Raw genomic sequence first — 15,298 nt, forward strand, 5'->3', positions numbered from 1 at the left:
GACCTTAGTGTCGAACGCCCTGTTACCGCAGTGACCTCGCGGACCCAGCGCGTCAGATTCGGTCGAATGCGTCATTCGACGTGGAGGTACTCGCCGAGGAGGCCGCGCTCGTGCTCATCCAGTGGACGAGACGACGAGGTAGCGAGATCGAACGCGACCATCAGTGCCTCGGCCTCGGCGCAGACCGTCCCGTCCCGGTCCGTCACCACGTGCCGGACGCCGTACGAGGTGGTCCCGACACGGGTGATCCACAGCTCGATCGACAGTGGACCCGAGTCGTCGAGGATCGGATGCAGGAAATCCGTGGTCAACTTGCGCACCACTGTTGCACCACGCACACCGGCTCCGCCGGAGCCAGATGGTCGTTCCGCAGGCTCCACTCCCGGCCCCCCGAAGACCGCGTTCAGGAACTGAACGCGGCCTTCCTGGAGGTACTCGACGAAGCGAGTGTTGTTGACGTGGCCGAGACGGTCGGAATCTCCCCACCGCACCTGGAGTGTGCAGGTGAAGGTTTTCGTCGACACGTCAGTCCCTGGTCAACTTTCGGTGCGTGACGCGATGCGGACGGGCCGCGTCGGGTCCGAGGCGTTCGACCTTGTTGGCCTCGTAGCCCTCGAAGTTGCCCTCGTACCAGTACCACGCGGCCTCGTTGTCGCCGAAGCCACCTTCCCACGCGAGAATGTGCGTGCAGGTGCGGTCCAGGAACCAGCGATCGTGCGAGATGACCACGGCGCAACCGGGGAATTCCTCCAGCGCGTTCTCCAGCGATCCGAGCGTTTCGACGTCGAGGTCGTTGGTCGGTTCGTCGAGCAGGATCAGGTTGCCGCCCTGCTTGAGTGTCATCGCCAGGTTCAGGCGGTTCCGCTCACCACCGGAGAGGACCCCGGCAGGCTTCTGCTGATCGTGGCCCTTGAACCCGAACGAGCTGATGTACGCGCGGGACGGGAACTCGGAGCTGCCGACGGTGATGAAGTCGAGCCCGTCGGAGACCGTTTCCCACACCGTCTTCTTCGAGTCGATGCCCGAGCGGTTCTGGTCGACGTAGCTGAGTTTGACCGTCTGGCCGATCTTGACCTCGCCGCCGTCCGGCTCCTCGAGGCCGACGATGGTCTTGAACAGCGTCGTCTTGCCGACGCCGTTGGGACCGATGACGCCGACGATGCCGTTGCGGGGCAACGTGAACGAGAGATCCTTGATCAGCACGCGGCCGTCGAAGCCCTTGTCCAGGCTCTTGACCTCCACCACGACGTCGCCGAGCCGCGGTGGGTTCGGGATCTGGATCTCGTCGAAATCGAGCTTCCTGGTCTTCTCCGCCTCGGCCACCATCTCGTCGTAGCGAGCCAGACGAGACTTGCTCTTGGCCTGACGCGCCTTGGCACCGGAACGAACCCAGGCGAGCTCGTCCTTGAGGCGCTTCTGCAGCTTCTGGTCCTTCTTGCCCGAGACTTCGAGACGCTCGGCCTTCTTCTCCAGGTACGTGGAGTAGTTGCCCTCGTACGGGTACAGGTGTCCGCGGTCGACCTCGGCGATCCACTGTGCGACATGGTCGAGGAAGTACCGGTCGTGAGTGACGGCGAGAATCGCGCCCGCGTATGCGGCCAGGTGCTGCTCGAGCCAGAGCACACTCTCGGCGTCGAGGTGGTTGGTCGGCTCGTCGAGGAGCAGCAGGTCCGGCTTGCTCAGCAGCAGTTTGCACAGCGCCACACGACGCTTCTCACCGCCGGAGAGGTTGGTGACAGGCGACTCGGGCGGCGGGCAGCGCAATGCGTCCATCGCCTGTTCGAGTTGGGAGTCGATCTCCCAGGCATCGGCGTGGTCGAGCTTTTCCTGCAGCTCGCCCATTTCTTCCATCAGCTCGTCGGAGTAGTCGGTGGCCATCAACTCGGCGATCTCGTTGTACCGCTTGAGCTGGACCATCGTCTCGCCGAGACCGTCCTCGACGTTCTCGCGAACGGTCTTGGTGTCGTCGAGGACGGGTTCCTGCATGAGGATGCCGACCGAGGCACCGGGAGCGAGGAACGCCTCACCGTTTCCGGGCTGATCGATTCCCGCCATGATCTTGAGGATGCTGGACTTACCGGCGCCGTTGGGGCCGACGACGCCGATCTTCGCTCCCGGATAGAAGCTCATCGTCACGTCGTCGAGGATGACTTTGTCGCCGTGCGCCTTGCGCACCTTCTTCATGGTGTAAATGAATTCAGCCATGATACCCAGCTTATCGGTGCGAGCGGGTCGCCGGCACCACCGCCCGCGCGCGCAGCCGCCGTCCACACCCGATCGCAGGTTCCGATGCAGCGCGGACGGCGGCTACCGGCAGCGCGTCAGGCCGGGACGCTCTCGCGCACGTCGTCGTCGATGCGCTCGTGGTCCTGATCCCCGACGACAGGTTCGGTCGCTCCCGGGTCGCCGTCCGTCGCGGCGTCGACGGCCACCGTTTTGGTCCGATGGATCGAGACGTTGCACCGCGCGAGATCCGGTCCGACTGCGCTGGCCCGCATCTCGAGGTCGGCGCGTTCGATTCCGTCACGGTTGGTGTACTCGTTGGTCCGCAGCTGTCCGTAGGCGATGATCGGGTCGCCCTTCATCAGTGACGCTCCGACTCCCCTCACCAGGCGACGCCAGCACGTGACCGTCAGGTAGAGAGTTCCGCCGTCGGTCCACTCGCCGGTGTTGCGATCCTGCCGTCGGGCGTTGCTGGCCATCCGGAAGCTGAGGACCTCGTCGCCGGTGGGTGTGGAGCGCTTGACGGGATTGGTGATGACCGTTCCGACAGCTGCGCACTGTGCTTCGTACATGGTGGCTTCCCCTCGTTCGGTGTCGCGTGATTGCGATCGAGATCGACACTGCTACGGAGAGGACGTCCGTGGTGAACGAGTTCGCGAAATGTGGACAAGCGTCCGGCCTGTGGATGAACGGCCCGAACATGGGCCCGTGCGACCCGAGAATGTCGGGAAGGTGTGCTAGCCGGGATTCTCGGCGTACATGTGGCCGTCGAGCACGGGTATCACGCGACCCGAGGTGAGCGAAGCGACCAGTGCCACAGTCGAATCGGTGTCGGTCACCGCGACCGTCAGTACCGCGCGCGCCCCGTACGAAGCGCCCACCACGAGAACTCCGTGCCCGCGCAATTCCGATTCCACCCGACCGACCTCCGCGTGGTCGAGTTCGAGCGTCATGATCTCGCGTCGCTCACGGGTCAGGAACGTCGCTCCGGACACTGCCTCGGTCACCGCGCCGCTGTAGGCACGGGCCAGTCCTCCGGTGCCCAGCTTGGTTCCACCGAAGTACCTGCTGACGACCGCAACGACGTTGGTCAGGTGATGCCCGCGCAGCACGTCGAGCATCGGTGTGCCTGCCGTGCCACTCGGTTCACCGTCGTCGCTGGAGCGTTCGATGCGCTGCTCTTTCGGGTCGGCCGCTGCAGAATCCACGATGAACGCCGAACAGTGATGTCCGGCAGCAGGATCGGCCTTGCGGGCTGCGGCGATCACAGCCCGCGCCTCCGCTTCGGTGGCCGCGCGATCGACGACGGCGACGAACCGAGACTTCTTGACCTCGGTCTCGCACTCGACGCGGCCGGCGATGGTGCGCAGTGGGGTCACCCGGTCACTCTCATACGGCCACACTGTCCACGATATCGTCTGCGGCCCGGACCAATTGGGCGTACATGCCGTCGCTCTCCAGCAGAGACTCGTGGCTCCCGACCTCGCGAACGACGCCGTGGTCGAGTACTGCGATGCGGTCCGCGGAGCGCACCGTGGACAGTCGATGCGCGATCAGGATCGTCGTCCGCCCTGCCATCAGTCCGTCGAGCGCGGTCTGCACTGCGCGTTCGGTGCGATTGTCGAGGGCGCTGGTCGCTTCGTCGAGCACCAGAATCGGCGGGTTGCGCAGCACGGTTCGGGCGATGGCGATGCGCTGCTTCTCACCGCCCGAGAAGCGGTACCCGCGTTCGCCGACCATGGTGTCGTAGCCGTCGTCGAGTCCGTCGATGAAGTCGTGGATCTGTGCCGTGCGGGCTGCCGCGACAATCTCCTCGTCGGTGGCGTCGGGTTTGGCGAATCGCAGGTTCTCTCGAATGGTGGCGTGGAACAGGTACGTCTCCTGGGAGACGACGCCGACCAGGTCGGCGACGGTATCCGACGCCATCTCTCGCAGGTCGATTCCGTCGATGGTGACCGATCCGGCCGTCGGATCATGCAGCCGCGCAACGAGATAGCCCAGCGTCGTCTTACCTGAGCCGGTTGCGCCGACGAGAGCCAGCGTGCTCCCCGCCGGGACTTCGAGGTCGATGCCGCACAGCGTCGGGACCGTTGCTGCGGTGTAGGTGAAATCCACGGCACGGAAGGCGACGTCTCCACGGACGGACTCGCGGGGCAGCGCCACCGGGTGAGTGGGCTCGGCCACGTCGATCGGCAGATCGAGGTACTCGAACACTCGGCCGAACAGGGCGAGCGAGGCCTGCACCTCGACGCCGGTGTTGAGCAATTGCATCGTGGGCCGGAACAATTGGGTCTGCAGAGCGGTGAACGCGACGAGAGTTCCGATCGTCAGCGCGCTCCCCTGCCCGATGGTGATACCGGCGAACCAGTACACCAGGGCAGGCATGACGGCGAAGCTGATCTGGATCGTGGCCATGCGCCACTTTCCGGCCATCATCGCCGCGAGTTCGACGCCGGCGACCTCGTGGGATCGGTCGGCGAACTTGTCGGTCAGTGCCTGGGCGGAACCGGTGGTCTTGCCCAGCAGAATGCCACTGACCGAGAGCGATTCCTCGATCTGCACCGACAGGTCGCTGAGCAACTTCTGTCGCTTGATGGAGATCTTGCGGCGCTCGTCGCCGATGCGGCGGGCGACACGTACGAAGACCGGCAGGATGATCAACGAGAACGTGGCGAGCTTCCAGTCGAGCAGGAAGAGAGCGACCACCGTTGCGGCGACGGTCGTCGCGTTCTGCGCGATGGACGTCGCGGTGTTGGTGACCACCGATTGCATGCCGCCGATGTCGTTGGCGATGCGTGATTGAACCTCACCGGTGCGGGTGCGTGCGAAGAATCCGAGGGATTGGCGTTGCAGGTGCGAGTAGACCTGGACGCGTAGACCGTGCATGAGTCGTTGACCGACGCCATTGGACATCCAGGTCTGTACGACGCCGAGAGTGTTGGTGGCGACTGCGACTGCGATCATGCCGAGTGCGATGAGGCTGACGAGTGTGACGTCGCGGTCGGGTATCGCATGATCGAGGAGTTCGCGGAGAAGCAAGGGGGACGCGAGCGCGATGATCGCGCTGGCCACAATGATCGCGCTGACAATGGCGATCCTGCGCCGATACGGCGTGAACAGAGCCAGGACTCGGGGCACGGGTGCCGGATCGGCCGCGAGGAGAGAACGTTCGGGTCGGCTTTCCAAGTAGACCTCCGGTGATTGCTGACGTTATATGCAGAGGCTACCTCACTATGAGGTAACGAGCAAGCGTGGCTATGATCCCTTGCATGGAAACCGGACACTCGCCGAACCTGAGCGAGCAGTTCATGGCCGTCGCCCGGCAGATCCGGCGCAGCCACATGACTGCGTTGGAACCGTTCGGCCTCAATCCGTCGCAGAGCCGAGCCCTGCACGTGTTGGCGCGCGAGCCCGAGTCCGTACGACTACGCGATCTCGCCGAGCATCTGCGCATCGTCGCGCGATCTGCCACCGACATCGTCGACTCCCTCGAGGCGGCACACCTGGTGACGCGGCAGCAGGACCCGAGCGATCGGCGCGCCGTCCTGGTGGAGCTGACCGACACCGGCCGTGCACTGTTGGACAGAATCGACGACGCGCGCCGTCAGGTGTCCTCGGAGATGTTCGACGGCCTCGAGCCGGCGGAACGCGTCGAGCTCAACCGACTGCTGAGCAAGATCGTCGAGACCGACTGAACCGAAAGCCGATTACTGCTCGCCGGTCCGATCGCGTCGAGCCAGCTCGGCGAACATCGCATTGTGCGCGGCCAAGTCGGCGTCGTGATCACGCTCGGCGGCGCGGTCACCACGCCTGGCATCCCGATCGTCGCTGCGAGACCACTGGATCAGCAGCGCCAGCATGACGAGCACCAACGGAATCTCGCCGGTGGCCCAGGCGATACCGCCGCCGAGTTTCTGGTCTCCGAGCAGATCGGAGTTCCAGTCCAGCCCGAGCGTCCGGTAGAACCAGGCACCCATGACGGTGTTCATGCTCATCAGGGCCACGCCGAAGAAGGCATGGAACGGCAGCGAACCGAATACGACGGCGAGCTTGGTGACGGGAGCGATCTTGCGCGGGGACGGATCGACGCCGATGACGGTCCAGTAGAACAGGTAGCCGCTGAGCACGAAGTGCAGGTTCATCAGCAGGTGCGCGCCGTGACTGTCCAGAACCGCTCCGAAGATCCCGCCGAGGTACAGCACATAGAATCCGCCGACGAAGATCAGCGAGGCCACGAGGGGATGTGTCAGGAACTGCGAGATTCGGCTGTGCAGTCCGATCAACAGCCATTCGCGCATTCCGGGCACGCCGTCCTTACCCGCGGCGGGCAGTACCCGCAGTGCCAGCGTCAGCGCCCCACCGAGAGCGAGAAGGACGGGTGCCAGCATCGACAGCATCATGTGCCCGGTCATGTGCACGCTGAACACGGCGGTGGAGTAACGCCCGATTCCCGAGGATGTGCTGATCAGCAGGGTGAGGCAGCCGAGGACCCAGGCGACGGTGCGGCCCACCGGCCACGCGTCGCCACGGAGCCGCAGGCGGCGGACGCCGATCAGATACACCACGGCCAAGACGATCGCGGCGGTACCGAAGATCAGATCGAAGCGCCAGTCCAATGCCATCCGCGCAAACGTCGGCGGGCCGCTCAGGTTGTACCCGAGTGCCGCCTCCGTGGTCGTGAGGTTGGGGTCGATCTCGGCCGGCGGAGGTGTGCGGCCGAGCCCGACGGCCAGGCCGATGGTCGCCGCCAGGACCAGTACTTCGGCACCGGCGAACCGGAGCAGCGGCCCGCCGGCCGAAGGATCGGCGATCAGGGCAGGGAGTGCGCGGCGACGCTGCATCCAGCCGAAACCGCCAAGCACGATCAACGCAACGATCTTCGCGACTACGAGCAGGCCGTAGGTGGTGGAGAACAGGTCGGCGAGCGAAACCCGGACCAGGGCGTTGATGACGCCGCTGATGCCCATCACCACGAAACAGATGCCGGCGATGGTGGAGAATCGGCGAGCCGCGACATCCGCGTGCGCGCCGTGCCTACGAACGTGTGCCAGCAGTGCGAACAGTCCGCCCGCCCACAGTGACGCGGCCCCGAGGTGCAGGATCAAGCTGTTGGTGGCGACGTCGTGCGATCCGCCCGCCGAGGAGTGTCCGCTCAGTGCGATCGGCAGCAGCGTCGCCAGGGAGAGGCCGAGCAGTGCGGGCGTCCACGCCCACCGCAACACCGTGCGCGACGCGATGGCGAGCACAACGGCCATGATGGCCGTCCACCGCCATGCGCTGGCGATCTCCACCTGGTCGAGCGCGATCCAGAGATTCGCGGGCTTGATGGCTTCCGCGAACGGCTGCCCCGAGGTGTCGGACAGCGTCAGCGGTACGAGGAGCAGCGCGCAGACGGCCCAGACGATCGAGGCGACCGAGCCGGTTCGCACGGCGCGGTAGCCGTCGACGTCGAGCACGCCGTTCTTCTGCGGCGGCACGAGGAACGCAGCGAGCAGAAACGATCCGATGGCGATGACGGCAGCGATCTCGCCGATCGCCCGCAGAGCAGGCAGACCGTAGGTGGTGGCCGGGCCCGGATCCGGAATCCCCAACAACACCAGCGCGTCGGAGGCCGAGAGCATCACGATGAGGGCGGCGACCACGCCGGCGATAACGCCTGCGGTGACGAATACCGTCGTCGTGGCCGAACGCGGATCCCCGTCTGTCGAACCATCGTCCGTCCGGACATCGTCCGCCCGGAGTTCGGCGGTCGAGGGTTGGGTCTTCTCGAGATCCGGTGTTGCCATACCACCAGAGTAAGAGGTTCTCGGCGGTACTCGAAACGCGAGTCCTACACAGCGTCGTACTTGCCCGCACGTTCGGCCTCGGCGGCGTCGTGGTGGATACGACCGTGGCGAGCACGCAGCGGTTCGCCGGTACCGCCCCAGCGGTGGGCGATGATCTCCGCTGCGATCGATACCGCCGTCTCCTGAGGCGTCCGAGCACCGAGGTCGAGCCCGATCGGACTCGCCAGCCGAGTGAGTTCGCTCTCCGTCAGCCCCGCCGCTCGCAATCGAGCTGTGCGGTCGTCGTGGGTGCGGCGTGATCCCATCGCCCCGACGAACGCCAGGTTCGGAATGCGCAACGCCACCTCGAGCAGTGGCACGTCGAATTTCGGGTCGTGCGTCAGTACACACACGACGGTGCGTTCGTCCACCTCCCCCGCCTCGAACTGCTCGGACAGATAGTCGTGCGGCCACGCGACCACGACCTCCTCGGCGGCGGGAAAACGCTGCGGGGTGGCGAAGACGGCACGCGCATCGCAGACGGTGACGCGGTAGCCGAGAAAGGCACCCTGCTGCGCGACCGCGGCAGCGAAATCGATGGCTCCGAACACGAGCATCCGCGGCGGCGGAGCGTGGCTCGAGACGAACACGTCCATCCCCTCGCCCCGACGCTGCCCGTCCGGTCCGTAGGTCAGCACGGCCGAACGACCTGATGCAAGAAGCCCTTTCGCGTCGTCGGCGACGGCATCGTCGGCACGCGCGCTGCCGAGCGAGCCCCGGACACCCGTTTCTCCGACGAGAATTCTTCGGCCGAGCCGTTCCGGATCGGCGTGCGCGACCACCGTCGCCACCGCCACGGGCACGTTGCCGCGAACGTCCGCGACGAGAGCACCCAATTCGGGAAACGTGCGCCGAGAGATCCCCTGCACGAATACGTCCAGGGTTCCGCCGCAGGTGAGCCCGACGGCAAAGGCATCGTCGTCGGATATCCCGTATCGAGTGAGTACCGGCGCACCGGACACCAGCACGTCCTGCGCGAGTTCGTAGACCGCACCCTCCACACAGCCGCCCGAGACCGAGCCGGACACGGCACCGTCCGAACCGACGACCATCGACGCGCCGACGGGACGCGGCGCGGAGTCGAACGTGCGGATCACCGTGGCAACCGCAGCCACGTCGCCGGACTGCCAGACGTGCAGTACGTCGTCCAGGATGTCGTGCATCGAACCTCCTTCGGCCCAGGTCGCAGCGATTCCGAGAACGCGGGCTCTTCTCAGAATGCCAGCTCAACCCATGCCTGCATCGACGGCACCGGCGTAAAGGTACACTCGTCAACCGTGCTCGAGCGGGTCCGCCCGCACGCGCCAGCCTCCGTAGCTCAGGGGATAGAGCAAGGGCCTTCTAATCCCTTGGTCGCAGGTTCGAATCCTGCCGGGGGCACCCTTTGACCAGCACAAACGCAAGACGCTTCGGCCCACTGTGGTTGACTTCGGGTAACGAAGGGTCATACGTGCAACAGCTCACTCTCGGAGTCCTCTCACGTTCACGCAAGCCGAATGAGCGTCGACTTCCGATTCATCCACTTCATCTCGATCGCATCGACGCCGACATCCGAGCCCGCATGTTTCTCGAATCCGGCTACGGAGAGCCGTTCGGCATCTCCGACGAGCATTTGGCCGCGCAGGTGGCAGGAATTCGCACCCGTTCCGAACTCATCGCCCGATGCGATGTGATTCTGCTGCCGAAACCGCAGGCCGAGGATCTCGCCGCACTGCGTCCCGGGCAGACACTGTGGGGTTGGCCGCACTGCGTCCAGGACCGGGCTCTCACCCAGATCGCCGTCGAACGCAAGCTGACACTGATCGCCTTCGAGGCCATGAATCACTGGACGCCCGACGGCTGGTTCAATCTCCATGTGTTCCACAAGAACAACGAACTGGCCGGCTACTGCTCGGTGCTGCACGCCCTGCAATTGATCGGATCCACCGGCGACTACGGTCGCAGATTGCGTGCGGCGGTCATCGGCTTCGGGGCCACGGCCCGCGGCGCGGTCACGGCACTGAACGCGCACGGAATCCACGACGTCGATGTCTTGACGCAACGTGGCGTGACGGCCGTGAGTTCGCCCATTCACTCGGCCAACATCGTGAATTTCGATCTCGACGACGCCGATCCCAGGCAGAGCCGAGCTCTGACGCCCGAGGGACGCGTACCTCTGTCACAGTTCCTCGCTGATCACGACGTGATCGTCAATTGTGTTCTGCAGGACACCAATGCGCCGCTGACATTCCTGACGAATCAGGATCTGCCCACTCTCGCACCGGGCACACTCGTGGTCGACGTCTCCTGCGACGAGGGAATGGGCTTCGAATGGGCCAGGCCCACCTCGTTCACCGATCCCATGTTCACCGTCGGTGACAACATCAAGTACTACGCCGTCGACCACAGCCCGTCCTATCTGTGGAACTCGGCCACCTGGGAGATCAGCGAATCGTTGCTGCCGTATCTGCGAACGGTCCTCGACGGACCGACGGCCTGGAGCAGTGACGCCACCATCGAGCGATCGATCGAGATCAGGAACGGCGTCATCGTGAACCCCAATATCCTTGCGTTCCAACACCGCAGTGCGGAGTACCCGCACACAGCAGCATGACCGAGAACGCAGCATCGAGCATCGCATGGACCGAGGACGGTAGCGACCGAACATCGCGCTGGCAGTCGGAGAACGGCGCTCCCCCGCCCCGTGTGGTGCGGATCGTGAACGATTCGACGACGGCGGATGTGGCGTACAAGATGGCCACGATCGGTGAGGCCCTGCTCTGGCGTGGTGATTACAACAATGCGCGCCAACTGTTGTCGGCGATGACCCGACGGGTACCGGCCGCCAAACACATCCCGGACGCGACGCCGGCCGAGCGGTTCCATCTGCACCGCCAGCACCAAGCGCGACGCGCGCGAGTGCTGGGAATGCTTCTGGTGGAACTCGATTCGGACGTCCGCCTCGGCCTGGGCCGGGCACCGGACGTCAAGGCGGCCGTCACCGAGGCGCTCGGACCGGACGCCGCGCCGTGCGTGCTTTCGCTTCGCGAGCTGCTCGGCATGGTCGGTGCACACGAATGGCGACGCACGGGCGTCATCGTGCCGGCGCTCGACGCCTCGATCCACCCGCACTACGGAGTCTTCTCCCCCGTCCGGGGCGAATATGTTCGACTCGTCGCCGACGCACCACTACCGGTCACGGACCGAGCGTTCGACATCGGCACCGGCTCGGGCGTGCTGGCTGCAGTACTCGCCCGCCGCGGTGTGGCCTCGGTGGTCGCCACCGACAAGGATCCACGGTCGGTCGCGTGCGCACGTGCCAACATCGAGGCCCTCGGGTATGCCGATCGGGTCGAGGTGGTGCAGGCCGACATCTTCCCGCCCGGACGCGCGGGACTGATCGTGTGCAATCCGCCGTGGATCCCCACGAAACCGACGTCGGGCATCGAGCACGCGGTCTACGACCCCGGCTCACGAATGCTCAAGTCCTTCCTCAGCCGACTCCGCGGGCATCTGGCACCGAACGGTGAGGCATGGCTGGTGGTCTCCGACCTCGCCGAGCTGCTCGAATTGGTCACTCGCGCAGATCTTCTCACTGCCATCGACGCTGCGGGCCTGGCCGTCGTCGGCCGCACCGACACCACACCGACGCATTCGCGCGTCACCGACAGCACCGATGTGCTGCACGAGGCACGCTCACGCGAAACCACGTCGTTGTGGCGGCTACGCGCGCGCTGACCGCGGGTAACACACACGACAGCGCCGCCCGAGCGATGCTCGGGCGGCGCTGTGTGGATCCGATGCTGCAGGTCGATCGGGTACTGCTCTACCGTTCGCGGGTCTCGAACTCTCCGTTGATCACGGTTCCCAGCGGTGCGTCACGCTCCGCCTTCTTCGCCGCCTCACGCATCTCGATGCCGTCGGTGATCAGGTCACCGATCTCACGAGTGACATCGCGAACGGCTCCGGCGATGATCACCACTATCCGGCCGACGTGCTCCGCGGCAGATTCGGTGAATTCCTGCACCGTGTCCTTGTTGCGCTCGAACTTTCCTACCAACAGGACCGCCCCCTTCGAAGTCGTCACGCTGCGCTGGTCTTCTTACGCTCGACGATAACACCGGCCGGAGCCGCCGATCCCGTGAGCGAGTTGGGCAGCGCGAGCTTGAAGATCTTGCCCCACACGGTGCCGATCTGGTGGAAGAAGCCGCCCGTGTTGTAGGGCAGGTCGTACTTCTCGCACAGGGCCTTGACCTCGGGCGCGATCTGCGGGTAACGATGCGCAGGCAGATCGGGGAACAGGTGGTGCTCGATCTGGTGCGAGAGGTTGCCCGACATGATGTGGAAAAGCGGGGTGCCCTCGATGTTGGCCGATCCCAGCATCTGACGCACGTACCACTCGCCGCGGGTCTCCTCGGCGGTCTCTTCTTGGCTGAAGGTCTGGACTCCGGTCGGGAAGTGGCCACAGAAGATGATCGAGTAGGTCCACACGTTGCGGATGAGGTTCGCCGCAACGTTGCCGACCACGGTGGAGACGAAGAACGGGCCGGTCAGCGCCGGGAAGATCACGTAGTCCTTGAGCGCCTGCTTGCCCGCCTTGCGCCACATACCCTGCAGCAGCGGCTTGACGTCGTGCCACTTGCGCTTACCTTGAACTATGTTCTCGGTCTCGAGGTCGTGCAGCATGACGCCCCACTCGAAGAACGTCATCAGCAGGAAGGCGTAGACCGGGTTGCCGAGGTAGTACGGGTTCCACTTCTGGTCCTGGTCCATGCGCAGAATGCCGTAGCCGATGTCGCGGTCCATGCCGACGATGTTGGTGAAGGTGTGGTGCATGTAGTTGTGCGAGTGCTTCCACTGATCTGCCGGGCAGACGGTGTCCCACTCGAACACCTCGGAGTTGAGGCCTGGCTCACGCATCCAGTCGTACTGGCCGTGCATGACGTTGTGGCCGATCTCCATGTTGTCGAGGATCTTCGCCACGCCGAGAGCACCGACACCGGCCAGCCACGCCGGCGGGAGGAACGGCAGGTACATCAACGCGCGTCCGGTGATCTCGAGGCCGCGCTGGGCCTTGATGATCTTGTAGATGTACTCGCGGTCCTCGTCGCCGAGCTTGGCGACGGTGCGGGCACGCAGGTCGTCGAGTTCGCGGCCGAGTTCTTCGACCTGCTCGAAGGTCAGCACTGTCGGCTCGTCCGGCACGGTCTCGTTGCGACGGAAGGGCAGGACGGTGGTGGGCAGGATCGAGAGAATCGTTCCGAGCATCTGATCATCTCCAATTCGATCGGGTCGAGATGGGTCTGGGGCTATCGGTGTTCGCGGAAGGATCTAGATGTCGATGTCGACGTCGCCGACTGCGACGGACACGCAGAGCTGGATCTTCTTGTCGGATTCGGTGTCGGTCTCACCGGTCTTGATGTTCTTGGTGCAGCCGGACTTCTTCACCGAGGTGCAGGTGAAGCAGATACCCATTCGGCAGCCGTTGGCCGGGGAGAGTCCCGCTGCCTCGGCCTGCTCTAGCAGCGTCTCGCCGTCGTTCTCCGAGGACACATCGCTGCCCGAGAACGTGGTGGTTCCGGTGACGTCGTCGCTGACGGTGGCGAACGAGGGCGTGAATTCCTCGAGGTGCAGCCGCTCGCCCAGGCCTGCGTCGTCGAAGAAGGACGTCACGCCCTTCATCAGTCCGGGAGGTCCGCACAGGAAGGTGTCGGCCTCGGCGAACCACGGGGCAACCGCATCGAGATGTTCCTGGCCGAAGAACCCGTACAGGTCGCCGCCGGTCTTCTGCTCCGTGTAGGCGAAGACGATGTTCACGTTCTCGTGCTCGGCGGCGATCTTCTCGAGATCCTTCTTGTACGCCACGTCGTTCTCGGTGAACGCGTAGTGCAGGAAGGTCAGGTCGCTGCTGTACCCCTCGTCCAGCAGCGACCTGAGCATGGACAGCACCGGCGTGATGCCGCTGCCACCGCTGATCAGCAACGTCTTTGCCGGGCGTGGTCGGGGAAGCTCGAACGTACCGTCGGCCTGCGAAAGGCTCACCACCAGTCCGACGTGTGCGTTCTTGTGCAGGTACTGCGACACCAATCCCTCGGGATGCGCCTTGATCGTCAGTTCGATCCGGCCGTCGTTGCGGTACTGCGAACAGGCCGGCGAGTAGCAGCGGGTGTGGCGAACGCCGTCGATGACGACTCCGACCTGAACGAATTGCCCGGCCTCGAAGCCCTTCCACTGGCGCGTGGGACGGATGGTGAGGGTCAACGAGTCTTCGGTGGACCGGTGTATCTCGGTCACTTCGCCGCGCAGGTCTCGAACGGTCGTCATGGGGTCGACGAGTTCGAGGTAGCGATCCAGCGCATGGGGTGTGGCCATGGCCTCGAACAGGGAAAGAAGCGAGAACTTGCGCGAACCCGAGGTCCGCGACGACCGTTCTTGAAGCGTCATTCCATCCTCCCTAACCGGATCGAAACCTACGACCCATTCAGTGAACGATTGTGCACTAACATGAGTGTGACAGAGCGACACCGGTACCTGTCAACGTTTATGTGACGGCCATTACAGACCCGAACGACAGTTCACCGGTGACGGGGAAGGAACCGGAAGGGGGATCACAGAATGCGCGCCCATAAACTGGACGTCGTGACAGAACCGGGGACCCGCGCCGAGCGCAAGGAGCGCACGCGTCAGGCCTTGATCGAGGGCACCCTCGATCTGCTGCGTGAGCGTTCGTTCGCCAGCGTCAGCCTGCGCGAGGTCGCCCGATCCGCCGGCATCGTCCCCACGGCGTTCTACCGCCACTTCGCGTCCATGGAGGACCTCGGCGTCGCTCTCGTCGAGGACAGCATGCGCATGCTGCGACAGATGCTGCGCGACGCCCGACGCACCCCGAGCGCCAGGACGGCCACGGAGTCCTTCGGCATCCTGGTTCGCCAGGTTCGTTCCCACGAAGAACAGTTTCGATTTCTCAGCCGCGAACGGTACGGCGGCGTCACCGAAGTGCGCCGCGCCTTCGCCACCGAGCTACGACTGTTCGTCAGCGAACTGACCATCGACCTCTCCCGTATGCCCGGCCTCGAGCAGTGGGACGTCGCCGACCTCGAGATGACCGCCGATCTGCTCGTCTCGACGATGCTCACCGCCGTGGTCGGTCTGTTGGAAATAGACAGACCGGGTAGTCAGAACGAGAAGGATCTGATCGACCGAACCGAGAAGCAGATCCGCATGATCATGCTCGGGATGAGCCGTTGGGAACCACGACGGGCTTGACCGTT

The 15,298-nt window shown here is 64.8% G+C and carries 14 protein-coding genes and 1 tRNA gene; 5 read left to right on the forward strand and 10 right to left on the reverse strand.

Features of this window, described 5'->3' with window-relative positions:
• Window positions 1–71 precede the first annotated feature (71 nt).
• The 5 genes from MTX34_RS13340 to MTX34_RS13360 all read right to left on the reverse strand — a co-directional run bounded on the left by MTX34_RS13340 (window position 72) and on the right by MTX34_RS13360 (window position 5,409).
• On the reverse strand, window positions 72–524 hold the full coding sequence (locus MTX34_RS13340) for a thioesterase family protein (RefSeq protein ID WP_243609735.1): 453 nt from the start codon (window positions 522–524) through the stop codon (window positions 72–74).
• 1 nt (window position 525) lies between these two features.
• Complete coding sequence (ettA, locus tag MTX34_RS13345) at window positions 526–2,205, reverse strand: energy-dependent translational throttle protein EttA (RefSeq protein WP_032402531.1); 1,680 nt, start codon at window positions 2,203–2,205, stop codon at window positions 526–528.
• A 116-nt stretch (window positions 2,206–2,321) separates the two neighbouring features.
• Complete coding sequence (locus tag MTX34_RS13350; RefSeq protein WP_243609736.1) at window positions 2,322–2,795, reverse strand: single-stranded DNA-binding protein; 474 nt, start codon at window positions 2,793–2,795, stop codon at window positions 2,322–2,324.
• 165 nt (window positions 2,796–2,960) lie between these two features.
• Window positions 2,961–3,602 (reverse strand): YigZ family protein, encoded by a 642-nt coding sequence (locus MTX34_RS13355; protein WP_243609737.1) that lies wholly within the window; start codon window positions 3,600–3,602, stop codon window positions 2,961–2,963.
• 10 nt (window positions 3,603–3,612) lie between these two features.
• A complete protein-coding gene (locus MTX34_RS13360) occupies window positions 3,613–5,409 on the reverse strand; it encodes an ABC transporter ATP-binding protein (protein WP_243594095.1) in 1,797 nt (598 codons plus the stop codon).
• A gap of 83 nt (window positions 5,410–5,492) precedes the next feature.
• On the opposite strand from MTX34_RS13360, the gene MTX34_RS13365 reads away from it, so the two are divergent.
• On the forward strand, window positions 5,493–5,918 hold the full coding sequence (locus MTX34_RS13365; protein WP_243594096.1) for a MarR family winged helix-turn-helix transcriptional regulator: 426 nt from the start codon (window positions 5,493–5,495) through the stop codon (window positions 5,916–5,918).
• A gap of 12 nt (window positions 5,919–5,930) precedes the next feature.
• Here the strand turns inward: MTX34_RS13365 and MTX34_RS13370 are convergent, their stop codons facing one another.
• The gene (locus MTX34_RS13370) at window positions 5,931–8,009 is read right to left on the reverse strand and encodes a cytochrome c oxidase assembly protein (protein WP_243609738.1); all 2,079 of its coding nucleotides are present in this window, start codon (window positions 8,007–8,009) and stop codon (window positions 5,931–5,933) included.
• A gap of 44 nt (window positions 8,010–8,053) precedes the next feature.
• Entirely contained in the window at window positions 8,054–9,211 is a 1,158-nt protein-coding gene (locus tag MTX34_RS13375) for an XdhC family protein (protein WP_243594098.1), read from the reverse strand.
• Window positions 9,212–9,355: 144 nt separating this feature from the next.
• Here MTX34_RS13375 and MTX34_RS13380 point away from each other — a divergent pair.
• From MTX34_RS13380 to MTX34_RS13390, 3 genes are all read left to right on the forward strand, one after another.
• Window positions 9,356–9,428 (forward strand) — tRNA-Arg (locus MTX34_RS13380).
• Between the two features lie 70 nt (window positions 9,429–9,498).
• Window positions 9,499–10,641: a N(5)-(carboxyethyl)ornithine synthase gene (locus MTX34_RS13385; protein ID WP_243594099.1), complete on the forward strand. Its 1,143-nt coding sequence runs from the start codon at window positions 9,499–9,501 to the stop codon at window positions 10,639–10,641.
• Complete coding sequence (locus tag MTX34_RS13390; protein ID WP_243594100.1) at window positions 10,638–11,765, forward strand: class I SAM-dependent methyltransferase; 1,128 nt, start codon at window positions 10,638–10,640, stop codon at window positions 11,763–11,765. Before MTX34_RS13385 ends, MTX34_RS13390 begins: the two co-directional genes overlap by 4 nt.
• An 88-nt stretch (window positions 11,766–11,853) precedes the next feature.
• On the opposite strand, the gene MTX34_RS13395 is transcribed toward MTX34_RS13390, so the two are convergent.
• The 3 genes from MTX34_RS13395 to MTX34_RS13405 form a co-directional block, all read right to left on the reverse strand.
• Window positions 11,854–12,087, reverse strand: coding sequence for a hypothetical protein (locus tag MTX34_RS13395; protein WP_094612967.1), 234 nt, complete (start codon window positions 12,085–12,087; stop codon window positions 11,854–11,856).
• A 23-nt stretch (window positions 12,088–12,110) separates the two neighbouring features.
• On the reverse strand, window positions 12,111–13,295 hold the full coding sequence (locus tag MTX34_RS13400) for an acyl-CoA desaturase (RefSeq protein ID WP_243594101.1): 1,185 nt from the start codon (window positions 13,293–13,295) through the stop codon (window positions 12,111–12,113).
• A 63-nt stretch (window positions 13,296–13,358) separates the two neighbouring features.
• A complete protein-coding gene (locus MTX34_RS13405; RefSeq protein WP_243594102.1) occupies window positions 13,359–14,471 on the reverse strand; it encodes a ferredoxin reductase in 1,113 nt (370 codons plus the stop codon).
• A gap of 171 nt (window positions 14,472–14,642) precedes the next feature.
• On the opposite strand from MTX34_RS13405, the gene MTX34_RS13410 reads away from it, so the two are divergent.
• Window positions 14,643–15,293, forward strand: coding sequence for a TetR family transcriptional regulator (locus MTX34_RS13410; RefSeq protein WP_243594103.1), 651 nt, complete (start codon window positions 14,643–14,645; stop codon window positions 15,291–15,293).
• Window positions 15,294–15,298 lie beyond the last annotated feature (5 nt).

Origin of the sequence: Rhodococcus sp. ARC_M5, assembly GCF_022810405.1 — a bacterium.
In the GTDB taxonomy this organism is placed as follows: Bacteria; Actinomycetota; Actinomycetes; order Mycobacteriales; family Mycobacteriaceae; genus Rhodococcoides; species Rhodococcoides navarretei.